We start from the raw sequence: 25,447 nt of genomic DNA on the forward strand, positions 1-25,447 counted from the left end.
GGCCAGGCGCAAACTTGCCACGTGGGACACACAATACCTCATGGCGGCTCTGCAAGCGCGTTAACCTGGACTCGTTGCCCTGGGCGGGGAGGGAGGGCAGGGCGCCCGCAACCTGCAGCGTCTCAGCCAGGGCTGCCCCGCCACAGGCAGGCAGGTTCAGTCTGTTACTTGCATGTATTTTCTATTTCCTGATTGCGCCTGCAAGAATAAAGTGGTCGGAGACCGTCATACTATCTGTATATCATTGATATACCTAGGTGGTATCTCACGTCGAGCCAATGTGGCGCGGTCGAGTCAGCCTTGGTGGCGGGCAGTGTCGCACGCTATTTTTATCAGGATCGTTCCAGCTTGATCTGTCATGATATCGCCTGATACGGCAGCGACGGGTCGGCTCCGGATCGACGTGGCGGTCATCCGGCCCCGCACAGGTCGGCTGTGCCCCCGCCTCACGCTGTGCTAATCTGCCGGTCAGCGCTTGCCCGACCGGTTCCACCGGGCGGATGGGCCATAGTCGACATGGCGTCAGGTCGCGACCAGCGCGGCCACCGGGCGAGACCGATGAAGCGACCCACCAAACGAACGGATACTCAGATCGACCTGTTTGTGGCACTGCCGGGCACCATCCCGACCTATGACCAGCAGGACACGATGGAACTGCCCTTCTTCTCGCTGGCCAAACCGACGCCGACCTCGCGGCGCGCGGCCATCGACTATCGGGCAACGGATGGCAATACCGAGATCCATATCAATGTGACGGCGCCGGAAAGCATCGGCATCGCCACGATCTGGGACGCCGACATCCTGATCTGGGCCGCGAGCCAGTTGCGTGCCGCGCTCGATCGGGGCGAGGCGACATCGCCAACCATCCGCGTCTCGCTGTATGAATTGCTGCGCGGCATCGGCCGGCCGACCGGCGGCGATGAATACCGCCGGATCCTGAAGGCACTGGAACGGCTGAACGCCACCTTCATCCGCACCAATGTCCGCAGCGGCCGGCGCCGCGACCCGAAGGGCTTTCACTGGCTGGAGTCGTATTCGGCACCGCTGGACGAAAACGGCCGCTCGCTCGGCATCGAATTCACCATCGCCGACTGGCTGTACAAGGGCATCGTCACCGACCGGCTGGTGCTGACCATCGACCGGTCATACTTCCAGTTGTCGGGCGGTATCGAACGCTGGTTGTACCGGCTGATCCGCCGCTATAGCGCCAGCAACACGCAAGGCTATGCCTTGCCGCTGCGGTTCCTGCACGAAACCAGCGGCAGCACCCAGCGCTATGCCGATTTTGCCAAGGAACTGCGCCGCAGCATCGCCCGCCAGCGCCTGCCCGGCTACTGGCTGGATCTGCGCAGCCAGAACGGCGTGGGCGAGGTGCTGTATTTCATCGCCCGCGAGCATCTCGACGTCACCGCCCTGCCGGCGCCAGACAGCGACACAAAGCCCACCGGGCGCCGTCGCAAGGCGGAGGCAGCCTCCCAGCCCGCGCTGATCGCCGATCCCCAATCTGGTGCCGACAGGCCAGGCGCCGAAAGAGCGGAGGCAGAAAGGGAGACCGACGGCTTCAACGAGACTGGCGGCGCCGGTCCTGCACCCGGCAGCGACACGGGTAACGACGACGACGCGGCCGCGGAAGCGCCCCCGGCCCAGGGGAGCACGGGGTCAGCCAGCCGCACCACGCGCGCGTCTGCACGCCGCCGCAAGGCCGGCAGCGGATCATCCGCGCCAGCACCACGCACCGCAGGGCACGCCGGACCAGCCGAAGATGCGGCGCCGCATGGCTCCGCGACAGCCGGGCCCGCACCCGATGCCGCCGTAACCGCCAGCACCAGCCGGCCACGCAAGCCACGTGCCCCGCGACGCAAGGCCGGCACCACCGCCGATGCCCCGATCGCCCAGCCCCTGACCGCCGATCTCGCGGAACAAAGCGCCGCGCCGAAAGCCGACACGTCGGGCGCACGACGCGGCGCCACGGGGGCCAAAACCCCGACACCCCGTGCCAAGCCACAGCCGGCCGGCCGCCGCACCGCGACCAAGGGGGCGAAACCCCGATAGCGCCGGATGCGGCCCCGGCCCGACTGTCGACACCCACGGACACAAGCCACAATCCGGACGGCTTCCGCTGTCGTTTCAAGAGGTTGGAATGGAGGCCGACCGGCTGCCGATGCCGGCGTCATGCTGTGCCCGAGCTTGCCGACCGCCCTTGGTTGATGCCCGTCCGGATGACGTTCACACACGGCCCCTGAGCGGACCGCGCCGACCCGACCCGTGCCCGGGGACGGAACAGAAGGGGTGCTCACATGCAACCCCTTGTTGCAACAGCAGATTTCTTGACCCGATGTCGCGGCTGTGCAGGGCCGGAGGCACCTTCGGGGGCCGAAACCCCGATCCTTCACGCGATGGCCGGGCATGATGCCGCGCCGGCGAAGACAGTCAGAAGGGGCCGAAACCCCGATAGATGCCAGCGGTCATGCACCACGCCAACGCCGTCCAGGGGCCGAAACCCCGTGCTCTTGCGGCCGTGATCCAGGCAGAAATGCGCGACATCAGGGGCCGAAACCCCGTGGATATGACCCGATATCGCCGCATTCAGGGGCCGAAACCCCGACAATGCCCGCATAAGGGCGGCCCGACCGCCGCCGTCGGCGGCTCCGGGCGGCGGAGCGGCGGAATATGACCGCTGTGCCGGACAAAACATCGAACATGCAGCCCGGCAAGCCGGCCCGCCTTGCGGCAACGTTTTTTTTTGCGGGGCCGAAACCCCGATACAACGCGCTGCGCTGCGGTCACGCAACAATCCGGCTGCAAAGACTCCGTCGGAAAAGCCGGCTCGGGGTTTCGGCCCCTGCCGCCAGAACCTGCACAATAAAGGGCGCAATAGCCGCCCCGGACCGAATCACCAGCAAATCCGCCCACATCCAGCCGCCGAGACACAGCGTCATGCCGGCAAAGGCCCCGGGCAGCCCCGTCTCCGCCAGCACGGACGGTTGCAATACCAGCGAAGAGCAGGGGGGCCGAAACCCCGAATGGTGCAGGGGCCAAAACCCCGATATTTATTTGGTGAACCGGCAAATAAGGATGTTGACAGGCCCGGGCTGCGGCCGTGACTCGTCTTGACTCAAGGGTTCGCGGTGCGTTTCTCTTGTATCAGACCGGGGTTGCACCGGTTTTCTCATGCCGGAGATCGAGACATGGCAGGAGATCGAGACATGGCAGGAGATCGAGACATGGCAGGAGATCGAGACATGGCAGGAGATCGAGACATGGCNGAGATCGAGACATGGCAGGAGATCGAGACATGGCAGGAGATCGAGACATGGCAGGAGATCGAGACATGGCCCAGACATGAGATAGTCCCGTTTACGAAGCCGCTTTGGGCGACACCGCAAACGGGACCAACCTCAGACTGACAGACTGCCGAAGCCGCCTTCATCAGCACCGTGACAAGTCTGATTCTAGGCGTTTCGACAAACGCTTTCAAGCGCTCTGACTGCGCTGACGGTATCCCTTTGCCTGTTGCCTGCGAACGAAGCCCCGGACCGCAAGGTCCGCATGGGGAGTTTTTGCTGTGCAAACGGTACCTGCACGGAACCGGACCGGTTGGTTGCACGCCGTGCAACGCAACCGGTCGACGGATGCCTATGGCCTCGCGGTCGCGGCGGGGTTGATGCTTCTGGCCGATGAGCGCGACATCATCCATGCCAGCCTGCGCGACGTGGCCGATATCGCCCGGATCAGCCCGAAAACCGCCAATGACCGTATCCACCGCCTGACCAGTGAAGGTCTGCTGGACATGGTCGGCACCGGCGAGACCGGCGGTCATCGGCCGCGCTGGCTGTACCGGTTGGCCTGCGCCCCGGATCAGGCGGCACATCAGATGGCAGAGGGTTGCACGGCGCCGTCGCGATCATCGGCGGCGACACGCCGGCAGATGGACGCCACCACACCCGGCACCACACAGGATACCGGGGGCAACGCTGGCCCGGACCCGGTCGAACGGCTGATCAGCCGGGTTCAGCAACTGGCGGCAAGCCCGGGATGGAAGCGCAGCAAAGCGGCCTTGGCGGTCCAGGCTGCCATCGACCGGGCGGGGATATCGGCCGTGGCGGCCCTGGCCGAGGCCATGGCTGCCGAACCGCGCCGCCCTGCCTATGAGATCGCGGTCGCCCTGTCGACCTTGTCGACCCCCTCACCCTTGTCGACCCTGTCGCCGGTCGATGCCGAGCCCGCCGATACCACGCCCCGGATGGCAGCACCGTCCCGCACAGCCACAGCCGATGCCATTCCCCCACGCCAGAAGACCGAGGCCGAAAGCCTGGTGGTGATCGCCGGGCTCGATCCGGCACGGCGGCGGCAGCTCGATGCGCTGGTGGTTGCAAGCGGCCGGGCAGCCCCATGCTGGGGGCTTCGTGATCAGACGGTGGCGGCGATCGCCCTGGCCCTGCACGCGGCCGATCAGGGCATGATGCCGATGCCGCCGGAGGCCGCCGATCTGCGCGCGCAGCTGCGTGGCCCAGACAGGCCTCGGAGGACAGCTCAGCCTGACAGACACCCCTCACAGGGCGGTCTGGCTCCCAGAGAGACATCTGGAAAGAGTCCTGTCTTCTTCCAGACTCCAGATCCGGATTCCGGAACCGGAAATGATCTGGTGGATCAGACCGGCCGGCGGATGGGCCGGACAGCACCGATCGAGGCCGCGATCGTGCAGACGGGCCGCGAGCGGTGGCCGTGGCCATCGCCAGCTGCGTCGTCAGCACCATTGCCGGCCCCATTGACGGCCACGGGGCCGGCAGGCCTGGCGGCAGGGTTGATGCCTTGCACCGCCGATGCTGCAACACCATCAACTCGGCCGATGGCGCGCCACGAAACCGGTCGGGCCTGCGACGGTCAGGCCTGCGATGGTCAAGTCTGTGACGCGTCAGCCCGGGGCAAGGGCGGTATCGGCGATGGCCTTGTAGGCAGCGACCAGCCGGTCGCCCTCGTCACGGGGCACGGCAACGGCAAGCCGCATGGTCGCCTCGCCCAGATGCATGATCAGAAAGCCGCGGAGTTCGGTCTCGGCTGGATCGGCATCGGGACGGACACGGCGTATGGCCGCACCCAGCATCGCCCCGGTGATCCGGCTTTCAGCCACCTCCAGGGCTCGCAAGCCCTTGTCGGCCTGCATGCCTGACCAGATGTCGCACATCGCCGGATCGTCCAGGAACATGGCGTAATACGCGTCGACCAGCCCGGCGAAGGCCTGTCGCAGACCAGCGTCATCCGTCACCGCCGCCAGACCGTCTTCGATACAGGCGCGGCTCTGGCTTGTGCATCGTTCGGCCAGGCTGCGGATGATCGCGGCCTTGTCGGGAAAGAACTGATAGAGCGAGCCGATCGACACACCTGCCCGTTCGGCGACATCGGCCATGCGCAAGGCATCGCTGCCCCGCTCGGCGATGATCTGCTGCGCGGCCGCCAGCATCCGTTCCACCCGCTCGCGGCTGCGCTGCTGGCTGGGCTGGCGCCGCGCCGCGCCAGGAACCTCGGCCGGCATGTCGTTGTCGGTCATCGGCTTGGTCTTCGTCATCCGGTGGTTCCCTGTGCTTGACGGCATGATGGCTGTCTGCGGCCCGGCGATCGGGCCTGCGACATTCCGCTTGACTGATAATACGAGAAACCCTCACATTTACAAATATGAGGATGTCTCATGTTTATGCAGGGGAGGAAACGGCCATGACATCGATCGATCAGGCGGATGATCCGCGCCCGGTGCTGGTTCTGGGTGGCACCGGCAAGACCGGCCGGCGGGTGGCGGCGGGATTGATGGCGCGCGGCCAGGCGGTGCGCGTCGCCACGCGCAACACCAGCCCGGCCGTCGACTGGGCCGACCGCGATGGCTGGGCGGCAGCCCTCGCCGGATGTCGCGCGGCCTATATCGCCTATGCACCGGATCTGGTGGCGGCAGGTGCCGTGGATGACATCGCGGCCTTCGCGGCGCTGGCAATGGATCAGGGGGTGCGGCGGCTGGTGCTGCTGTCGGGTCGGGGCGAGCCGGCGGCGGCAGCGGCGGAACGGGCGCTGGCCGCTTCGGGGGCGGACTGGACGGTGATCCGCGCAAGCTGGTTCAACCAGAATTTCACTGAAAGCCTGATGCGGGACGCCATCGCCGCCGGCCATCTGGCGCTGCCGGTGGGCGATATGCCTGAGCCGTTCATCGATGCCCGCGACATCGCCGATGTGGCGGTCAGGGCATTGACCGATGTCGACCCTGATGTCGATTCCGGCCGGCAGCGCCATATCGGCCGCATTCATGAACTGACCGGCCCGCGCTTGTTGAGCTTTGCCGATGCCACGGCCGAGATCGCCCGGGCGACCGGCCGGCCGATCGCCTATACCACAATACCATTGGATGTTTTCCTCGCCGGATTGGCCGAGGCCGGCGTTCCGGCGCCGCTTCAGGATCTGATGGCGGCGCTGTTCTCGACCCTGTTCGATGGCCGCAATGCCAGGGTCACCGACACGGTTCTGCAGGTGACGGGCCGCCCGCCGCGGGACTTTGCCGACTTCGCCCGCGAGGCGGCCGGGGCCGGCGCATTCGGGTAGGCTGTGATCCGGCGTCGGCGTCAGGCGTGGCATCCTCTGACGGATGTTGTAAGGTCGATGCAACGCTATGGCGTCTCGCCGGTTTGAGGGCTGGCCCCCTTCCCGATGACGAGCTCATTCTGAGCCGTATTGCCGGGCATCTAACCGGCCGGCGCCGTTGCGGGGCGTCCGGACGACAGGGGACACCGTGGTTGCAGCCACAACAAGGGACGGCCTGTATGGCGACATCAACCCATAACGGGAGACCGAGGGGCCAGCGTCGGCAGGTCGATGTTCATGGCGCCATCAATCTGATCGAGGCCGGCCATCTGGGTGCCGCATTGAGCGCCCAGGCCCATCGGGTCTGGAGCCGCCCCGACGACGTCGGCGCCCGGCTGTTGCTGGCGGAATTGCTGATCGTCGACGGTGCTTTCGGCGATGCCCGCCGCCATCTGGAGACCGTGCTGGACGCCCCGGGCGATGCCGCCGCCGAGGTGTTGGCCGCCACCGAACTGATCCGGTTGATCGAGGCCGAGCAATTGCGGCTGTCTCTGGCGACGGGCGGGGTCCGGCCGGGCTTTCTGTCGCCACCGCCCGATCATGTCGAGAAGACCATCGAGATGCATGAGGCCCTGGCCGAGGGTGCGACGGTCGAGGCGGCGACCCTGGCGGCCGAGGCCCGCAGCCTGCGCCCGCGCGTGGCGATGACCATCGATGGCAAGGATGTGACCGATCTGCGGGATGCCTGCGACCTCAGCCTGGGCGTGTTCGAGATCATGACCGATGGCGGACTGCTGCTATGGGTGCCGATGGAACAGGTCCGCTGCCTGCATTTCCGGCGCCCGCGGCGGTTCATCGATGCCATCTGGCGGCCGGTGGTGCTGGAGGTCGGCGCGCTTCCCGAAGGGGCGCTGTTCATGCCGACCATCTATGCCGGCACCGCCGAGATCGATGACGACGCGGCGAAGCTGGGCCGGCGCACCGACTGGATCGGCAGCGGGCTGCCCGGCCGGGGACCGGTGGTCGGGCTGGGCCAGCGCTGCTTCCTGGCCGATGAAGACCTGGTCGCGGTGTCGGAGATCGTGGAGGTTCACGGGCCCGGCGGCGGCGGGGATGGCGACGGCAGGCGCGCTGTCTCGTAACCAGCTCGGCGCGCCGGTCTGCCTCATCCTGGCCACTCTTATGCCACTGGATGTGACCGGCCATCGGGATATGGTGGGCTGGACAAGCGTCGGGCGCCTGACGTTCAAATAATCTGGATCAGGCCAGCAAATAATCTGGATGAGGCCAGATCCGGATCCGCTCTGGATGCAGCGCCCTGCCGCAACGAGGAGCTTCAGGATGCAGCCCGTGACCGAAGAGGCATGCCGCAACCGCGTCCGGCCGCCCGCCTGTGACGGTGAGGCCGTAGATGACGGACAGGCCGGCGGGCGGGCCCGAGCCGGGCGATCGGCCGGGCCTGAACGCGACCCGGCCGATCCGCCCGCGCCACCGCCGGTGCCGCCCGGCGGTCCGGGGACACCTGAGCGCCCGCCCGGCCCGCCCAAGGCGCCACCGGTGCCGCCACGCGATCCCGACCCGGTGCCGGTCGAAGACCCGGATCCCGATCCGCTGCATGATCCGGTGCCGATCCGCGACCCTGAGAGCATTCCCGATCCGGATCCGGACGACATGCCGCCCCCCTATCGCGATCCCGAGCCGTTTCGCGACCCGCCGCCGCGGGAACTGGCCGGCCATGGCGACACCGCCACGGTGGGGCTGTGACCGGAGAGCGATCCTGACCGGGGCGCGTGTTGGCGGGCAAGCAGGGGGCGGACATGTCCGCATCTCCCATGCGCCCTGACCCGGCGTCCCAGTCTCTGGAGCCATCCGATGGCCGACACGCCGCCCTCAAATCCTTATCCGTCACCGCGTGCCGACGCGGCAGGCATGATCGATACGATCGAACCGACCGACGGTATGACCAGCGGTAAGCCCTCTATGATCGGTATGGCCGGTATGACCGAGGCAGGCGGCCCTGGCCGCGACGCGCAGCCGGACCGTTCCTGTGCGGTCTCCTGTGCCGTCGATGGCTGGAGCCCGCGGGCGCTGGCGCTGATGGGCCTGGGTGCGGTGGCGCTGGCCGGTCTGGTGGCGCTGGGCTTCAGCCACCGGCGCCCGCCTGCCGCGGCCGAACCGGCCGGGCCGCTGCCCCTGAGCCTGGACATGCCGCTGCCGATGCCCGGCGCGGTGGCCGAGGGCGTGCTGGCCGATGAGATTCTGGCAGAGATTGAAGCGGGCAGGGGGCCCGCATCCGTGGCGGCGCCCGATCTGGCCGCGATCCTGACCTTGCCTGCCGATGACATGTATCAGGCCGGCCGTCATTTCCATCAGCGTGGCGATATCGCGACGGCTCTGGTCGTGTGGCGTCGCGCGGCGGCGGCGGGCAGCGGCCGGGCCGCCGATGCGTTGCGCGGTATGGCTGACGACCAGCCCCCACGGCCCCAGCCGCCATGGCCATCGACCCGGCAGGGAGCGGGCAGGGGCGGTTCCGGTCACCGGGGTTGATCATGGGATGATCAACCCCGGGCGGTGGCCGGCCCAGGCGATAGATGCCCAGGCGATAGACGACTCTCGGACGAGGTCAGGCCCCGGCGATGTGCTTGTTCAGCCGCCGACGATTGGCGCTGGTCTTGCGCGAGACCGTGCCGGTCCAGGCGCGGCCGGCGGCGACCATGGCGGCTGCCGGATCGAAGGGGTGGCGCATCAGCGAGGCACCGGCCGCCGAGGTGGCGGCAATCTGTGCGCGCAGGAAGACGGCGGGCTTTTCGGTCACCATCCGCAGGTTTTCACCATCGGGTGCCGTCTGCAGCAGGCTCATGGTGGTGCGCATCGCGATCACCGACCCCGCTTCCATCCACAATTGCATCATGCCGGTCATCAGCGCCGCATCTGCGGCACCGCCACTTTTAAATCTGGTCATTCTGCCCCACCGGTTGCGGTTGTCATTTTGATGTGCTTTGGCCCAGTGTGCCCGATTGCCAGGGCCAGCGCGAGCGAATGCTTGTGGCGCTGCAGGAGCCTGATGCATTTCTCTTCGCACTCGCAGCAAAAATATCCGACAGGCGGGGTCAGAGGGCCCTGAGGTGGCGAATCCAGCGGTCCAGGGCCTGATCGCGGGGGCCGGGCCCGATCCCGGATGCGTCGTCGCCGATGGCCGGCAGGCCGTCACTGGCCGCGCGCCGGGCATCGCGGGGCGACAGGCCGAAGGCGCGGCGGAAGGCGCGGCTGAAGCCAGCCTCGTCATTGAACCCCCAGGCATAGGCGATATCGGCCAGCCGTCGGTGCTGATGGGCCGGGTCGATGATATCGGCGAAGCAGCGCCGCAGCCGGCGGTTGCGGATCTCGTTCATCACCCCGCCCGAGGCTTCGAACAGCCGGTACAGCGTGGGGCGCGACAGGTGAAACTGCCGCATCAACTGCTGGGGCGACAGCTCGGGCGAGGCCAGATTGGCATCGATATGGTGGTGGATCGCCGACACAGCCGGCGATCAGGCCGGCGGTGCCCTGGATCAGTGCCGCACCCGGCGGCTGACCGCTGCGGGCGGCTTCCGCCCACAGGCTTTCCATATGGCCGGCCAGGATGCGGCCGGCGGCGCTGTCGGCGCCCAGCACCAGCCTATGAAGATCCTCCGGCCGGTCGAGCAGCGGCATCAGCAGCATGCGCGGCACGATCAGGGTCAGCGCATCGAAGGCACCGGCATCGGACTGCATGGTCCGTGACATGTCGAACAGGTTCACGCAAGCCGGCGTCACCGTCATCGCCCGGCCCTCGGCCTCGCCGCTGAACCCGCCCTGGCGATAGAGCTGGATCATGATGTGATCCAGGCCGCCACGCGCGATGGTGCGACCGTCGCGGCGGAAGCGCCGGGCGCCGGCGCGGCTGTCGACCATCACCGCCTGCCCGAAATCATGGGCGACGATGCGCGCCCGGAAATCCTGCGCGGCGCGCGGCTCAAGGCTGACGTCGAACACACCGGTCAGGGCCGAGCGCCAGCCGTCGAAGGCGCCGGTCGCATTGGAGACGTCGGGCGCATCGAAGACGTCGGCGCCGGCGGGCGTGTCGGGTGCCACCGGGCCGAAGCGCTGCACGGTCACCGTGGCGGCGGGATGGGAAAGCCGGGACGCGGCGGGCGAAGGATCGGGCTGCCAATACTATCACGCCCGCCGATCGAGACGCATGGCCTGATCTTTGAGACGCGGCGCCGGGTGCGCCGACCGGCCGCCTGATACACTCGGCGACGCGCCATGCCGGCCCCCAGGACAACGTGCCTTGAGGATCTGGTGCCATGAACGCGCAGGCTATGTCATTGCATGCCCCGGCAGCCGTCACCGCCGGTGCGGCCGATCGGGCAGGTTCCGTGGCGCATCCGGGTGATCTGGCGGCCCTCGACCGGCTGGCGCGGCGGGTGGCCGGCGATCCGGTTCTGGCCGAACGTCTTGCCGCCGCCGCCGCTGCCCGCGGCCTGCATGCCGCAGCCCTGGCGGAAGGTCACGATATCGGCGCGGCACCGCTGCTGCAGGTGATCATGTGCCTGGCCGAGAGCTTCGACCGTGCCCTGACCGCCGCGGCGGGCCGCCGGGCGCCGGATGGCGGGCGCCGCTCTGCCTGACCGACATCCCCGTCTGGTCATTCTGCCGCCTCCCCGGCCATACTGACCGCAAGGCACCGCCGGCGATGGCATGCGGCGGGGATAATGCGGTTCGGGAGGCTGACATGGTGACGATCGAACAGGTGCTGGCGCGGTTCGCGGCGGCGGTGGAGGCGGATGATGCGGCAGCCCTGGCCGCCTGCTTCACCCCGGACGGGGTGTATGACGATTATTTCTTCGGCCCCCATGAAGGCCCCGAGGGCATTGCCCGGGTGCTCGCCGGCTTCTATCAGGGCGGGCGGGCGTTTCGCTGGACGTTTCACGACGCCGTGGCGGTCGGCACACGCGGCTATGCCCGCTATCGGTTCAGCTATACCTCGACCGCACCCGAGGCCCAGGCCGGGTGTGAGGGTCAGGCTGCGCATGAAACTCAGGGTGCGCGGGTCTGTTTCGATGGCATCGCCTGCCTGGAGCTGGATGCCGGAAGCGGCCTGATCCGGCATTACAGCGAGGTCTTCGACCGCGGTATGGCCCTGGCCCAGCAGAATTTCGCGCCGGAACGGATCGCGAAGATCGGCCGGCGCTATGGCGATGCGCTGAAGGCGCGGGCCGAGTGGGCGGCCCATCTGCGCGAGGGGTGAGCATTCGTTGGGGCGGGGGCCGGCCTATCCGGTCGGCAGATCGCCCAGCACCGAGAAGGACGCGCTGCCGGTGGCGACCAGTTCGCCATCGGCCGAGGTGAGCTGCATTTCCGCCACCACCAGCTTGGCGCCGGCGCGCACGATCCGCGCGGTCGCGGTCAGATCCTGCTGTTTGGCCCCCTGCAGCATGCGGACATGCAGATCCGATGTCAGGATCATCTTGGCGCATTGGGCGGCAACTGTGAACCATCCGGCACTATCGAGCATCGCCGCCAGCACACCGCCATGGGTGTCCTTCATGCCGTGGTCGAAGCCGGGATTGCGCGGCATGAAGATGACGGCATTGCCGTCTTCGTCATAGCTGAGCGTCAGGCCCATCGATCTGGCGATCGGCACCGATTTGAAGATGGTGGCGAGATGGTCGTGGGCTGCCCGTGACGACATGAAGAACCCTCCCGTTCAGGTTGATGGCGCGCGCCGCCAAGGCGGGCGGGCCTGGCCGGCATGGCGGCTTGATCATCACCGTATGCGCGTATTGATCGCCAGAATGATGCCGGCCCCGGCGATAAAATTCAATTCAGAAGATTGATACGCACAAATCTTTCGTTGCAAATCGCGACATGGCGGCGAGTCGCGGCACAGTTTCAGATTGGAAAAGCGCTGAAAAGAACCGTATTGCGGGTATAATAGTACTTATACGAGTATGTTATGAAGAAATAACGCCGTTAGGTTATGTGATATCCGCGCATTTCGTTCATAATCTGTTAAGAGGTTGAATCTGCTGACCTTCTGGAAAAAGATCGACCCATGGGTAATTAGCGTTGCGGCTGCGGGCACCGATCAGTATATTCGGTCCACAATCGCAGATTGCTGAGTGTGGATCATTCGCAATCCTGCCTGCGATCGCGGGCACCGCATCCCACCCGGTGCGGCGGCCAACATCCCCCCCTGTTGCAGAACCGCGGAGCGCCAGCCATGGCATCATCCTCGCCCGGCAGCGGAGACCCGGCGCCCTAGAACGGCGCACCGGCCCTCAAGACATATCAAAATCTAGTCACGTGTTATGGCTCGCGCGGCGGGCCGGGCTCAGTCACCCGATGTGATGGTCGCACCCGGTGTGATGGCTGCATCCGCTGCGACGACCGCACCCCGTGAGATCGCTCGGTCGACCCCGGCCGGGACCGCCTGTGCGCGGATCTTCCCGTCAAGCGGGTAAAAGATCGTTTCGTGCAACCTGGAAGACATGCAGACGGAATGGACGGATCGTCATGAACGACATCTCCAACCTTGTTTCCCACCGCACGGTCGTCGACCTGCTGTCGCACTGGCGCCATGTCACGCCCGATGCCCTGGCCTATAGCTTTCTGGGCGACAAGCTGCACCAGGATGGCCATGAAGGTCGGGGCCAACAGGAAGGGCGGGGCCAACAGGAAGGCGGGCTGACCTTCGCGGCCCTGCACGGCGAGGTGACGGCACTGGCGGCGGATCTGGCGTCACGCGGGCTGGTGGGCCAGCGGGTGCTGATCATGATGCCGTCGGGGCCGGATTACGTGCTGGGCTTCCTGGCCTGTCTGGCGGCGGGGGCGGTGGCGGTGCCGATGTATCCGCCACAGGCGAAGCGCGACTGGGCCAAGCTTGGGGCGGTGATCGGCAATTGCCAGCCGGCGGCGATGCTGCTGACCCGGGCGCTGGCCGCGCGGTTCGGCCGCGACCTGGATGCCGTGCCCGGTGCCGACCGCTGCATGCCGATTTTCATGGATGAGCGGCCATCGGTGTCGGGCGGCGGCGGGTCGGCCGCATCGGCGGCCATGGTGTCGCTGACCGCGCCCGACCCGTCGGCGATCGCGTTTCTGCAATACACCTCCGGCTCGACCGGCACGCCCAAGGGCGTGATGGTGTCGCATGAAAACATCATCCACAACGCCCGCCAGCAGGCGCAGGGCATGGGCAACGACCGCCATGCGGTCAATGTCGGCTGGCTGCCTTTCTATCACGACATGGGCCTGATCGGCGTGATCCTGCAGGCGCTGACCGTGGGCGCGCATGCGGTGGTGATGTCGCCGTTCAGCTTCCTGCGCAATCCGGCCAACTGGCTGCGGGCGATATCGATCTATCGCGGCGCCATTTCGGGCGGGCCCAATTTCGCCTTCGACCTGTGCACCGACAAGATCACCGATGCCGAGATCGACGGGCTGGACCTGTCGTCGTGGCGCACGGCGTTCAACGGTTCCGAGCCGATCCGGACCGCGACCCTCGACCGTTTCGCCAGCCGCTTCGCGCGCGCCGGATTCCGGCGCGAGGCGTTCTTTCCCTGTTACGGGCTGGCGGAGGCCACGCTGTATGTGACCGGCGGCCATCTGCGCCCCGATGCGCCCGAGGCGGTGCAGCTCGACCGCGCGGCGTTGAGCGCCGGCCGGGTGGAAGATGCGGCGCCGGCCGCTGGCCAGGATGGCGCCGCCGATACGGTGGCGCCGGTGGTGAGCGTGCATCACGGTTTCCGCGATCAGGCGCTGCGGATCGTCGATCCCGGCCGCTGGACCCTGGCCGGTGACGGCCGGGTGGGTGAGATCTGGCTGAAAAGCCGCAGCATCGCCCGCGGCTATTGGAACCGGCCGGTGGAAACCGCCGAGACCTTCCAGGCCTATACCACCGACACCGGTGAGGGGCCGTTCATGCGCACCGGCGATCTGGGCTTCGTGCGCGATGGCAGGCTTTACGTCACCGGCCGGATCAAGGAACTGATCATCATCAATGGCGTGAACCACTATCCGCAGGATGTGGAGGACACGGTTCAAGGCCTGGGCGATCTGTTCCGCAGCCATGCCGGCGCCGCCTTCGCGCTGCCCGGCGAACGGCTGGCGGTGATCCAGGGGCTGAACCGGTCGAAGCTGGGGCCCGAGGCGCTGATGGAGCAGATCGGCCGCATCCGGCGCGCGGTCTGGGATGTGCACGGCATCGCGCCGGCTTTCGTGGGTTTCGTCAATCCGGGCGAGATCGCCAAGACCAGCAGCGGCAAGATCCAGCGTGGCCTGATCCGCCAGCGGCTGGTTGCGGGCGACCTGCCGCTGCTGGCGCAATGGTCGGCCGATGCGGCGCCAGAGCGCGCGGTGACGCCAGAACCGATGCCAGAACCGATGCCGGTGCCGATGCCGGCGCCGCTGGCGCTGTCCGATACCGCGCGCGATCTGATTGCCTGGCTGCACGATTATCTGCCGCGCCGGGTGAACGGCCGGATGATCGACGAACGCCGCACGATTCCGCCCTATGTGGTGCTGGATTTCGCCCGGCGCGGCCTGCTTGGCATGGTGGCGCCGGTATCGGCCGGCGGGTTGGGGCTGTCCACCAGTTGCACCTTGCGGGTGCTGGAGGTGCTGGGCGCGCGTGACCTGACGCTGGCCCTGTTCGTGGGGCTGAACAACGCGCTGGGCATCCGCCCGATCCTGCGTCATGCGACCGATGCCACCCGCGCGCGGTTTCTGGCCGATCTGGCCCAGGGCCGCCAGCTTGCCGCCTTCGCCTTGACCGAACCCGGCGCCGGATCGAACCCGGCCGCCATCCAGGCGGTGGCGCGCCAGATGCCGGATGGCAGCTATCGGATCAGCGGCACCAAATACTGGAGCGGCTCGGCCGCCTGGGCCGGGGTGCTGACCGTGTTCGCCAGAACCCATGACCGCGACGGCCGGATGACCGGCATCACCGGCTTCGCGATCCCGGAAGATGCCGCCGGGCTGCGCCAGGGGCCGGAAGCGCTGACCATGGGCATGCGCGGCATGATCCAGAACACCGTGATCCTGGAGGATGTGCCGGCCACCGTCGATCAGGTGCTGGGCAGCCCCGGCCATGGCATGGCGGTGGCGCAGGACACCATGTGTCATGGCCGGCTGACCATTGCCGCGGTCTGCCTGGGCGCCACGCGGCGCTGTTACCAGTTGATGTGGCGTTATGCCGACCGGCGCGAGGTATCAACCGGCCGGCTGATCGACAACCCGCTGACCCGCCGCATCCTGGGCGACACGATGACCGCGATCGTGGCGATCGAACGGCTGGTGGCGCGGGTTGCAGCCGAGGTCGATGCCGGCCGTGAGCCGCTGCCCGAAATTCTGGCGGCCTGCAAATGCATCGCCACCGAGCAGTTGTGGACCAGCATCGACCAATGCATGCAGATGGCCGGCGGGCGCGGCTATATCGAGAGCAACCCGGTGGCGCAGTTGTTCCGCGATGCCCGGATCTTCCGGATCTTCGAGGGGCCGACCGAGACCCTGCATCACTTCATCGGTCAGGCGGCGATCCGCAACCCGGCGCGGCTGCGGGACTGGCTGGCGGCATCGGCCGGAGAGGATTTCGTGGCGCGCCATGTCGATGGCGTGATCGACCGGCCGGGGATCGGCCATGTCGCGGGCGATGGCGATGCCGGGCTGCTGCATGGCCGCGCGCTGGCCATGGGCGCCTATGTCTCGGCACTGGTGCTGCATGCGGCACCGGCAGACAGCGATGCCGGCACCGCCTGGGCCGAAGACCGGCTGGCGGCGGCGCGGCGCGCGCTGGATGCAGGCCTTGACGGCGCGGGGCCGCCGCTTGCGGATGTGGCATCGCTGGTCGATTTCGGCCGGCAGACCGACGACCGCATCGGGCTTGGCCACAGCCATGCCGCCATGCCCGAGACCGCCTGCGATCCGCTGCTGGCGCCGGATCTGCCGATGTCCGATCTGCCGATGTCCGATGAGCCACTATCCGAGGTGCCCGAGCCGCAGATACCGGCGCCCGCCATGGCAGCACCCGCCGGCGCATCATGTCGTCTGACCGAGGTCGAGGCCTTCATCGCCCGCTGGATCGCCGGTCGCTGCGGGCTGAAGCCCGGCGCCGTCAGCCCCGAGACCGAGTTCGCCATGCTGGGGCTGGGGTCGATCGATTCAGGGGAATTGAGCATCGATCTGTCGCGGCGCTTCGACCTCGATCTCGATCCGACCGTGTTCTGGAACTATCCCAGCATCCGGGAACTCGCCGGCTTCGTGCACGGCGAAGTGATGACGCCACGGCCGTCATGAGGCCGCCGCCACCCGACATTGATGCCGACACTGATGCCGAAACCGACCTGTCGCCAGGAGATCAGCCGTGCTGAAGACCCTTTTCCGCAACCCGGTCGACATATGGCCGGCCGCGCTTATCGTCGCGTTGTTCGCGGGCCTGTTCGCGATCTATGCCTATGTCGACAATATCTGGTGGATGATCGCGGCCTCGGTGCTGCTGCTGCCGGCGCGGCTGTCGATCGTGGCCTATAACCACAACCACATCCACAGCTTCACCTTCGTGTCGCCGGCGCTGAACCGCGTGCTGGAAATCATGATGTTCTTCCAGACCGGCACCACGCCGTTCTCGGGCACGCTGAACCACATCGTCGGCCACCATGCCAACTACTTCAATCCCAAGCTCGACACGCTGAACTGGACGCGGCCCGACGGGTCGACCATGGGCGCGCATGAGTTCACTATCAAGGCGGCGCTGTGGCACTACCCGTCCTGCATTCCGCTCAGCCGGGGCAAGAAGGCGCTGCGGCGCAACTTCATCGTCTATACGGCGCTGTGCGCGGTGCTGCTGGCGGCGGTGACGATCTATGACCCGGTGGCGTCGCTGATCGTGTTCATCGTGCCGATGCTGATGATGATCTACATGCTGAAATATGCGGCCTATGCCCATCACAGCGGGCTGCCGATGGGCGACGATTATACCGGGTCACGCACCAATACCGGCCGGTTCTATAACTGGCTGACCTGGAATGCCGGCTATCACGCCGCCCATCATTTCCGCCAGGCCCTGCATTGGAGCCAGCTTCCGGCCTATCACGCCGAGCTTGCGGGCAAGATGCCGGCCGAGCTTCAGGGCAAGGGCTGGGGCACGCAACTGGCCGAGCGCCGCGCCCGCGGCCGGATGCGCACGGCCTGAACGCGCGGGTCCGTGCTGCCTGATCGAGCACACCCGCTCCATAGACCATCAAACACATCGTGCCACAAAAAACCGGGAGGCAATCATGTCCGACCTGACCACCGACCCGCGCCACAGCTCCCGCCAGTTGATCAAGGACACGGTCGATCCGGCGCTGTGGGCGCAGAACGAGGCCTTCACCCGCCGGCTGGTGCAGACCATGCAGGCCCATCGCCTGCACAATCACCCGATCCTCGATGCCTGGAAGGCCGGTGAATTCACCATGGACGGCATCCGGCTGGTGCATATGGAAGTGCGCGCGGCCTTCCTTGAGGTGTTCACCGAAAGCCTGCTGCGGCTGATGCAGACCACCTCGCAGCTTGAGCCCACCCACGGCTACAAGGCCAAGCTTGCGGCGCGTTTCCTGGTGCAGTTGAACGTGCTGGAAGAACTGGGCTTCCAGCCCGATGCCAAGGGCACCGGCGATTTCGTCGGCCATCCGTCGCTGGCGCATTACTGGCGGCTGGCCGATGCCATGACCACGCTGGGGCTGACCGAGGCCGACTGGCGCGGCCACCAGCCATCGCCCGAGGCCGCGGCGACCCGCCGGACCATGGACGAGAACCAGGATGACCACCTGAAGCTGGCGGTGCTGCTGGCCGGGATCGAGACCGTGTTCATGCCCTATTACAGCCCCTGGGCGATGAACAGCCTGAAGGTCTGCCCGGCGCTGAACGTGCCCAATGGCTATCACTCGGTGCATGTCGAGGATGACGAGGGTCATTTCGTCGATGACGACCATTCCGAGGATAGCTGGTACGTGGTCCGCCAGGCGCTGACCCCGGCGCGTTACGACGAGATCGAGCACTTCACCGCCGGGCTGCTCGACATCTGGGCCGGGCTGTTCGACAGCCTGCTGGCCCGTGGCCGCGAGATGCGCCGCGCCGCCTGATCGCCGCATACCCCCCGCACCGGAAGCGCCCGCCATCATGCCCGCCAGCCCCGTTTCTGACACCCGCCCGTCCGCCGGCACCGCCGCCATCATCGGCGCGGCCTGCCGGTTTCCCGGCGCCGACGATCCGGCGGCCTATTGGCGGCGGCTGATGGCGGGCGACCGGTTGGCGGGCGCGCCCGACCGCCGGCGCGAAAGCCTGTGGCGGGCGGCGGCGGATCCGGTGCTGGGGCCGCGCATCACCACGCTGACCGGCGGCTATCTGCGCGACATCGCCGGCTTCGACCCGGCCTGTTTCAGCATTTCGGCCCGCGAGGCGGCGAAGCTGGACCCGCAGCAGCGGTTGCTGATGATGGTGGCGCATGATGCGCTGGAAGATGCGGGCATCACCCGCGATGCCCTGCGCGGCCGGGCGGTGGGCGTGTTCATCGGCGCCGGCAGCACCGATTACATGCTGCTGGGCGCCTGCGACAAACCCGGCATCGATGCCTATCACGGCCTTGGCAATTCCCACAGCCTGCTCGCCAACCGGCTGTCGTATTACTACAATCTCAAAGGCCCCAGCCTGACGGTGGACACCGCCTGTTCGTCATCGCTGACCGCGCTGCATGTGGCGCTGGGGGCGCTGGCACAGGATGATCTGGATCTGGCGATCGTGGGCGGGGTCAGCCTGATCCTGTCGCCCGATCTGACGCTGGCCTTCTCGCAGGCCAATATGCTGTCGCCATCGGGGCGCTGCGACAGCTTCGGCGCCGGTGCCGATGGCTATGGCCGCGCCGAAGGCGTGGGCGTCGTCATCCTGGCGCATCCCGACCGGCTTGCGGCCTGCGGCGGCCATGGCCGGGCCCGCGCGCTGATCCGGGCATCGGCCGCCAATCAGGATGGGCGCAGCAACGGCATCACCGCCCCCAACGGGCTGGCCCAGGTGCAGGTGATCCGCCGCGCCATGGCGCGCGCCGGCGTCACCCCCGCCGACATGGCCTATATGGAGGCCCACGGCACCGGCACCACCCTGGGCGACGCCATCGAATTCAAGGCGCTGGCCGATGTGTTCGGCCCGGACAAGGGCCAGGGCAAGGGGCGGGACAATGGTGCGGCGGCGCCCTGCCATGTCGGATCGGCCAAGGCCAATCTGGGCCATATGGAGGCCGCGGCCGGCATGGGCGGGCTGATCAAGGCGATGCTGATGCTGGAACACGGCATGATCCCGCCGCATCCGGTGCCGCCGCCGTTCAACGATGTGGTGGCGCGGGCGGGGGGCCGGCTGGCGATTACGACCAGTGCCGTGGCGATCGACCGTGCCGATGCCTGTATCGGGATCAGCTCGTTCGGTTTCGGCGGGTCGAATGCCCATGTCATCCTTCAGGCCGCACCGGCCGGCGACGACAGTGTCGCGTCGGTGGATGACGGGCCGGCGCTGCTGATGCTGTCCAGCCATGATGCCGGGCTGCTGTCCGCCGATATGCAGCATCTGGCCCAGGCGATCGAGGATGGCACCGCGCCGCTGGCCGCCTATGGCCATGCCCTGGCGCGGGATCGCGATGCCCTGCGCCACCGGGTGGCGGTGGCCGCAACCGACCGGGGCGACGCCGTCCGCCGCTTGCGGGTGATGGCGGCCGATGCCGGCCGGGCGGGTGCCGCACCGCCGCGCGTGGCCTTGGTGTTCACCGGGCAGGGCAGCCAGCATGCCGGCATGGGCGCCGACCTTCATGCCCGCAACCCGGTGTTCCGCGCGGCATTCTACGATTGCGCGGCGCTGATCCGGGGCGTGGCGGGCTTCACCACCGATGACCTGCTGCATGGCGGTGCCAATGGCGACGACCGGCTTGTGGCCGATACCCATCTGGCGCAACTGGCGCTGTTCTGCCACGAGCAGGCGCTGGCGCGGCTGGTGATGGCGGCGGGGGTGGTGCCGGCCGCCCTGATCGGTCACAGCCTGGGCGAGCTGGTGGCGCAGACCATTGGTGGCATGTTGGCCCTGGATCAGGCGGTTCGGCTGGTGCATGAGCGGGCCGCCGCCATGCAGGGAACGGCACAGGGAACGACACCGGGGGGCACCATGCTCGCCGTCACGGCCGATGCCGACACGGTTCGCGGCTATCTCGCGTCGGATGCCGGTGGCGAGCCGTGCCATCTGGCGGCGATCAACGCCGCGCGGTCCTGTGTGATCAGCGGGCCGGCTGTGGCGGTTGAGCGGTTCGCGGCGGCGATGACCGCCCGTGGCATTGCCAGCCGGCCCTTGCGCACCCGCCATGCCTTTCATTCCCCGGCCTTTGCCGCGGCGGCGGCGCGGCTGGCGCGGGCCAGCCGCGACATCCGGCCGGCGGCCCCGGCCATTCCGGTGATATCGAACCTGGACGGCCGGCCGCTGGCGGCGCTGACGGCCGGGTCGGATTACTGGAGCCGGCAGATGTTGGCGCCGGTGGCGTTCGCGCCCGGCATCGCCAGGCTGGTGGCGGGCGACGACCTGGACGGCGCGGGCATCGACCTGTTCATCGAGATCGGCCCCGACCGGGTGCTGGCGCCGCTGATTGCCCGCGACCGTGGCGGCGTGGCCGCGATCAGCCTGCAACAGCGCGGGACGGATGGGGTGATGGCGCTGCTGGGGGCCCTGGGGCGGGCGTTCGAGGCCGGGCTCGGCCTGGACACCACACCGCTGTTCGCGGGTGCACAGCCTGTGCGGCTGCCGGCGCGCCATCTGGCGTGCCGGCCATGCTGGGGCGTGTCGGTTAAGCGCGATGATCCGCCGCCCGACAAGGCGACAGTGCCGGCGCCGGCGCCTGATGTGGTGGCGATGCCACGGGTGCCTGATGTGGTGGCGATGCCACCGGCGCGGGAGATCATCGCCCGCCAACTGGATGTGATGCGCGACCAGTTGAGCCTGATCGAAACCCTGAAACACCAGACCAGCATGCAGCGGGAGGGCGGCCGTCATGGCTGACAATCAGAGGCCGGGCGCGGTTTCGGCCATCATCGACCATATCGTTCGGGAACTGGCCCACAGCCTGGACCAGCCGCCGGCCAGCATCGATCCGGATGTGCTGTTCGTGGATATGGGCGCGGATTCGCTGATGCTGGCCGAGGCGCTTCAGGACATCAACCAGTGCTATCGGGTGTCGCTGCCGATCGGCGAGATCTATGAGTCCGTCAACACCATTGCCAGGGTGGCGGATTACATCCACAGCCATGGTCAATGGCAGATGGTTCTGGGGCCGGAGGTTCCGGGGCAGAAGGTTCCGGGGCGCGAGGCTGTCGAGGCGCCGGCGCCCGCACCAGAGATGGCGCCCGCACCGGCACTGGCGGGGGCTGTGTCGGCAGAGGCGGGGGTGGTCGAAGACATCGTCCGCCGCCAGCTCGATCTGATGGAGCGGCAGTTGCGGCTGCTGGCCGGGCAGCCGGCGGTGGTGCCGCCCGTGGCAGCGACGCCCCCGGTGTTGGCCACCCCCACACCGGTTGCCACCGCGCCGGCCACGCCTGCCGGCGAAGGCGACCGGTTCAGCGCCTTCGCGGTGAAGCTGGATCGTGACGGCCGCGACGAGGATCCGCGCAAGCTGGCCCATATCACGGCGCTGGCCCGCACGCATAATGCGCGCACCGGCGGATCGAAGGCGATGGCGCAGCAATACCGCCGGGTTCTGGCCGACAACCGGGTATCGGCCGGGTTCCGGCCACTGCTGAAGGACATGGTCTATCCCGTGCTGGCTGAAACCGCCGAGGGCGCGCATCTGGTGGATATCGACGGCAACCGCTATGTCGATTTCACCATGGGCTTCGGCGTGCATCTGTTCGGCCATGCGCCCGAATTCATCACCAGCCGCGTGCGCGCGCAGATCGACCGGGGCATGGCGATCGGGCCGCAATCGCCCATGGCCGGGCGGGTGGCCGAATTGATCGCCGAGCTGACCGGCCATGACCGGGTGGTGTTCTGCAATTCCGGCACCGAGGCCACGATGACCGCCTTGCGGCTGGCGCGGCTGAAGGCGGGGCAGGCCGCGCCGGGCCGTGAGCAGGTCGTTATCTTCCGCAATTCCTATCATGGCAGTTTCGATGGCTTCCTGGCCCGCAGTGCCGCCGGCGGGCAGACCCGGCCGGCCAGCCTGGGCACGCCGCCATCGATGGTCGCCGACACCGTGGTGCTGGATTACGGCGACCCCGCGGCGCTGCGCCATATCGAGGACAACCATGCCCGGATCGCGGCGGTGCTGGTGGAGCCGGTGCAGAGCCGGGCGCCGGCGATGCGGCCGGCCGCGTTCCTGGCGGAATTGCGCGCGATCACCGCCGCTCGCGACATCGTGCTGATCTTCGACGAGGTGATATCGGGCTTCCGCTGCGCCCGTGGCGGCGCCCAGGACTATTTCGGGGTGCGCGCCGATATCTGCACCTATGGCAAGGTGGTGGGCGGCGGCATGCCGATCGGCGTGGTGGCCGGCAGTGCCGCCTGCCTCGACGGCATCGACGGCGGCTGGTGGCAATATGGCGATGCCAGCTATCCGGCCGGATCGACGATCTTCTTTGCCGGGACATTCTCCAAGCATCCGCTGACCATGGCGGCATCGCTGGCGGTGCTGGAACATCTGGCCGTCGATGACGGCAGCCTGCACGACCGCCTGAACGCCACCACCGAGACGCTGGCCGCCCGGCTGACCCAGGTGTTCCGCGAGACCGGCGCCGATGTGACGATCGAACAGTTCAGTTCGCTGTTCCGCTTCGCGTCGAAGGGCAATCTGGACCTGTTCTTCTATCAGTTGCTGGCCAATGGCATCTATATCTGGGAAGGCCGCAACTGCTTCCTGTCGACCGCCCATGCCCAGGCGGATCTTGACCGGCTGGTGGATGTCGTGCGCGCCACCTGCGCCGAACTGGTGCCGCTGGGGTTGATGCCGGCGCTGCCGGCCGCCGCCGGTTCAACTGCCGCCCGCCCCACTGCCCCCAGTCGCGATGCCCTGGCGGTGGTGGACGACCGCCTGCCGCTCTCCGATGCCCAGCAGCGTTTCTATCGGCTGGACCGGTCGGGGCCCGATGGCCGGGCCGCCTGCAATATCAGCTTCGGCTTTCTGTTCGAGGCCGGCATCGATCCGGCACGGCTGGCGCGGGCCGTGACCGATGAGATCCGCCGCCATGACGCCCTGTCGCTGGTGCCCGATCTCGACCTCGGCGCCCAGGCGCCGGCCGATCCTGAACGGCTGGTGGTGGTGGTGGCCGATCAGGCGGGGCCGGCCTCGCCCGATCGGGTGGAGCGGATGATGGCCGCCGAGCAGATGACGCCGCTGGATCTGGCGCGCGGCGAGACCCTGCGGCTGCGGATCGATGTGTTCGAGGATGGCGCCGCCCTGCTTGGCATCACCCTGCATCATCTGGTGGCCGATGGCTGGAGCCTGAGCGTGCTGCTGGGCAATATCGCGGCCGCCATGACCGGCGACACCCCGGCGCCGGCGCTGGCCTATGGCGACTGGATCGCCCATGAGCACGACTATCGGGCCAGCGAACGCCATCTGGCCGACAAGGCGTTCTGGGGGCCGGCGATCGAGGCGCTGATCGCGCATCAGGTGGCAGCCGCCACCCCGCCCGGCAATGACGGCGGGCGGTTCCGCCAGGGCCGCATCGGCGCGCGGCCGGGAGCCCGCGCCCGGTTGACGCTGACGGGTGAGGTCAGCCGCGGGGTGGGCGATGCCGCCCGCGCCGCCGGCACCACCAGCTTCACCTGGCTGCTGGCCTGCACCCAGTTGTTTCTGAACCGGGTATCGCGCAACCGGCTGCCGGTGATCGGCCTGCCGGTCGCCAACCGCACCAGCCGGCTGCGCGGGCTGGTGGGCAATTGCGTGAACCTGCTGCCATTGCTGCCGGCCGAGGCGGGCGATTTCGCGGCGGCGCTGGCCGCCACCCGCGAGGCGACCAGCCGCCTGTTCAACCATGCCCGCTATGCGTATCACGACATCTGCGATGCCTATCAGGCACGGGCCGCCGCTGCCGGATCGGCGGCGGTGGCCGGCCGCGAAACCCCGGTCGACATCACCTTCAATGTCGAGCCGCTGACCGGGATGCCGTCATTCGGCGGGGCGGTGCCCGAACTGGTGGCGCCGGTGAACGGGCGGATCGAATGCGATCTGATGATCAACCTGTTCCCGCTGCCCGATGGCCTGCGGATCGAGCTGGATTACGACACCGGGCTGTTCGCGGCCGATGTCGTCCATGGCTGGCTGAACCTGCTGGCCAAGATCATCGAGAATCAGGTGGCCGAGGCGATCCCAGCCCGAGAGCCGGCCGCGCAGCAGATGGAGACCACGCTGTCATGACCTGGTCGGGTGCGGAAAACGGCGCTTTGCGGGTGCGGCTTGCCGAGGCGCCGCCGGCGATCCGGCGGTTGATGCTGGTCGACGACATCATGGCGCGGCTGCGCGATGCGCTGGCGCTGGAGGATGATGCCGCGATCGGCCCCGATGACCGGTTCAAGGATCTGGGCATCGACAGCCGGCGCGCGCTGGAGATGAAGGAGGATCTGGAAGAGGCGCTGGGCCATCCGCTTCAGACCACGCTGATGTTCGACTACCCCACCCCCGACCGGCTGGCCGGTTTCATCATCGATGCGGTGGGGCTGGCCGAGGCCGCGCCCGAGGCCGCGCCCGACGCCGCGCCCGACACCGCGTCCGATGCCGCGTCCGATGCCGATGCGGCCGGTGACGATCCCGGCGCGGCGCTGCGCCGGATGCTAGAGAAATACGACCTCTGACCACCAGACACCAGAC

The 25,447-nt window shown here is 67.9% G+C and carries 19 protein-coding genes and 1 pseudogene; 14 read left to right on the forward strand and 6 right to left on the reverse strand.

Going from position 1 to position 25,447, the window contains the following annotated elements; all coding sequences use genetic code 11:
• Positions 1–558 precede the first annotated feature (558 nt).
• Positions 559–2,052 (forward strand): replication initiator protein A, encoded by a 1,494-nt coding sequence (locus tag IEW15_RS26035; protein WP_229708291.1) that lies wholly within the window; start codon positions 559–561, stop codon positions 2,050–2,052.
• 2,094 nt (positions 2,053–4,146) lie between these two features.
• On the opposite strand, the gene IEW15_RS26395 is transcribed toward IEW15_RS26035, so the two are convergent.
• Complete coding sequence (locus tag IEW15_RS26395) at positions 4,147–4,269, reverse strand: hypothetical protein (protein WP_268237179.1); 123 nt, start codon at positions 4,267–4,269, stop codon at positions 4,147–4,149.
• A 646-nt stretch (positions 4,270–4,915) separates the two neighbouring features.
• A complete protein-coding gene (locus IEW15_RS18715) occupies positions 4,916–5,566 on the reverse strand; it encodes a TetR/AcrR family transcriptional regulator (protein ID WP_229708293.1) in 651 nt (216 codons plus the stop codon).
• A gap of 146 nt (positions 5,567–5,712) precedes the next feature.
• Here IEW15_RS18715 and IEW15_RS18720 point away from each other — a divergent pair, with 146 nt between their 5' ends.
• The 4 genes from IEW15_RS18720 to IEW15_RS18735 all read left to right on the forward strand — a co-directional run bounded on the left by IEW15_RS18720 (position 5,713) and on the right by IEW15_RS18735 (position 9,108).
• Positions 5,713–6,582: an NAD(P)H-binding protein gene (locus IEW15_RS18720; protein WP_188580744.1), complete on the forward strand. Its 870-nt coding sequence runs from the start codon at positions 5,713–5,715 to the stop codon at positions 6,580–6,582.
• Between the two features lie 218 nt (positions 6,583–6,800).
• Positions 6,801–7,703 carry a type VI secretion system accessory protein TagJ gene (locus IEW15_RS18725; RefSeq protein WP_188580746.1) on the forward strand — a complete coding sequence of 301 codons (903 nt, stop codon included), beginning with the start codon at positions 6,801–6,803 and terminating at the stop codon, positions 7,701–7,703.
• A 199-nt stretch (positions 7,704–7,902) separates the two neighbouring features.
• Positions 7,903–8,325 (forward strand): hypothetical protein, encoded by a 423-nt coding sequence (locus tag IEW15_RS18730; RefSeq protein ID WP_188580748.1) that lies wholly within the window; start codon positions 7,903–7,905, stop codon positions 8,323–8,325.
• Positions 8,326–8,490: 165 nt separating this feature from the next.
• Positions 8,491–9,108, forward strand: a complete 618-nt coding sequence (locus tag IEW15_RS18735) for a hypothetical protein (RefSeq protein WP_188580750.1) — start codon at positions 8,491–8,493, stop codon at positions 9,106–9,108.
• Between the two features lie 76 nt (positions 9,109–9,184).
• Here the strand turns inward: IEW15_RS18735 and IEW15_RS18740 are convergent, their stop codons facing one another.
• The 3 genes and pseudogenes from IEW15_RS18740 to IEW15_RS26785 form a co-directional block, all read right to left on the reverse strand.
• Positions 9,185–9,523: a hypothetical protein gene (locus IEW15_RS18740; protein WP_188580752.1), complete on the reverse strand. Its 339-nt coding sequence runs from the start codon at positions 9,521–9,523 to the stop codon at positions 9,185–9,187.
• A 148-nt stretch (positions 9,524–9,671) separates the two neighbouring features.
• A complete protein-coding gene (locus IEW15_RS18745) occupies positions 9,672–10,082 on the reverse strand; it encodes a helix-turn-helix domain-containing protein (RefSeq protein WP_229708295.1) in 411 nt (136 codons plus the stop codon).
• Positions 10,083–10,149: 67 nt separating this feature from the next.
• Positions 10,150–10,524: pseudogene (locus IEW15_RS26785) on the reverse strand (AraC-like ligand-binding domain-containing protein); the annotation flags it as partial.
• Between IEW15_RS26785 and IEW15_RS18755 the strand changes: the two are divergent.
• The 3 genes from IEW15_RS18755 to IEW15_RS18765 all read left to right on the forward strand — a co-directional run bounded on the left by IEW15_RS18755 (position 10,420) and on the right by IEW15_RS18765 (position 11,833).
• Complete coding sequence (locus IEW15_RS18755) at positions 10,420–10,830, forward strand: hypothetical protein (protein ID WP_188580791.1); 411 nt, start codon at positions 10,420–10,422, stop codon at positions 10,828–10,830. The pseudogene IEW15_RS26785 and the gene IEW15_RS18755 sit on opposite strands and share 105 nt — an antisense overlap.
• Positions 10,831–10,889: 59 nt before the next feature.
• Positions 10,890–11,213: a hypothetical protein gene (locus IEW15_RS18760; protein WP_229708297.1), complete on the forward strand. Its 324-nt coding sequence runs from the start codon at positions 10,890–10,892 to the stop codon at positions 11,211–11,213.
• Positions 11,214–11,317: 104 nt separating this feature from the next.
• Positions 11,318–11,833, forward strand: coding sequence for a nuclear transport factor 2 family protein (locus IEW15_RS18765; protein ID WP_188580755.1), 516 nt, complete (start codon positions 11,318–11,320; stop codon positions 11,831–11,833).
• A gap of 24 nt (positions 11,834–11,857) precedes the next feature.
• Here IEW15_RS18765 and IEW15_RS18770 read toward each other — a convergent pair whose 3' ends face one another.
• The gene (locus IEW15_RS18770) at positions 11,858–12,277 is read right to left on the reverse strand and encodes a PaaI family thioesterase (RefSeq protein ID WP_188580757.1); all 420 of its coding nucleotides are present in this window, start codon (positions 12,275–12,277) and stop codon (positions 11,858–11,860) included.
• An 824-nt stretch (positions 12,278–13,101) separates the two neighbouring features.
• On the opposite strand from IEW15_RS18770, the gene IEW15_RS18775 reads away from it, so the two are divergent.
• From IEW15_RS18775 to IEW15_RS18800, 6 genes are all read left to right on the forward strand, one after another.
• Complete coding sequence (locus tag IEW15_RS18775; RefSeq protein WP_188580758.1) at positions 13,102–16,878, forward strand: AMP-binding protein; 3,777 nt, start codon at positions 13,102–13,104, stop codon at positions 16,876–16,878.
• Positions 16,879–16,945: 67 nt separating this feature from the next.
• Positions 16,946–17,773 (forward strand): fatty acid desaturase, encoded by an 828-nt coding sequence (locus IEW15_RS18780; RefSeq protein WP_188580760.1) that lies wholly within the window; start codon positions 16,946–16,948, stop codon positions 17,771–17,773.
• An 85-nt stretch (positions 17,774–17,858) separates the two neighbouring features.
• Positions 17,859–18,704: a hypothetical protein gene (locus IEW15_RS18785; protein ID WP_188580762.1), complete on the forward strand. Its 846-nt coding sequence runs from the start codon at positions 17,859–17,861 to the stop codon at positions 18,702–18,704.
• Positions 18,705–18,741: 37 nt separating this feature from the next.
• Positions 18,742–21,645: a type I polyketide synthase gene (locus IEW15_RS18790; RefSeq protein WP_188580764.1), complete on the forward strand. Its 2,904-nt coding sequence runs from the start codon at positions 18,742–18,744 to the stop codon at positions 21,643–21,645.
• A complete protein-coding gene (locus IEW15_RS18795) occupies positions 21,638–24,997 on the forward strand; it encodes an aminotransferase class III-fold pyridoxal phosphate-dependent enzyme (RefSeq protein ID WP_188580766.1) in 3,360 nt (1,119 codons plus the stop codon). Before IEW15_RS18790 ends, IEW15_RS18795 begins: the two co-directional genes overlap by 8 nt.
• Positions 24,994–25,431, forward strand: a complete 438-nt coding sequence (locus tag IEW15_RS18800; protein WP_188580769.1) for an acyl carrier protein — start codon at positions 24,994–24,996, stop codon at positions 25,429–25,431. The genes IEW15_RS18795 and IEW15_RS18800 overlap by 4 nt, the downstream gene beginning before the upstream one ends.
• The last annotated feature ends 16 nt before the right edge of the window (positions 25,432–25,447 follow it).

The organism is Tistrella bauzanensis (assembly GCF_014636235.1).
Lineage (GTDB): Bacteria > Pseudomonadota > Alphaproteobacteria > Tistrellales > Tistrellaceae > Tistrella > Tistrella bauzanensis.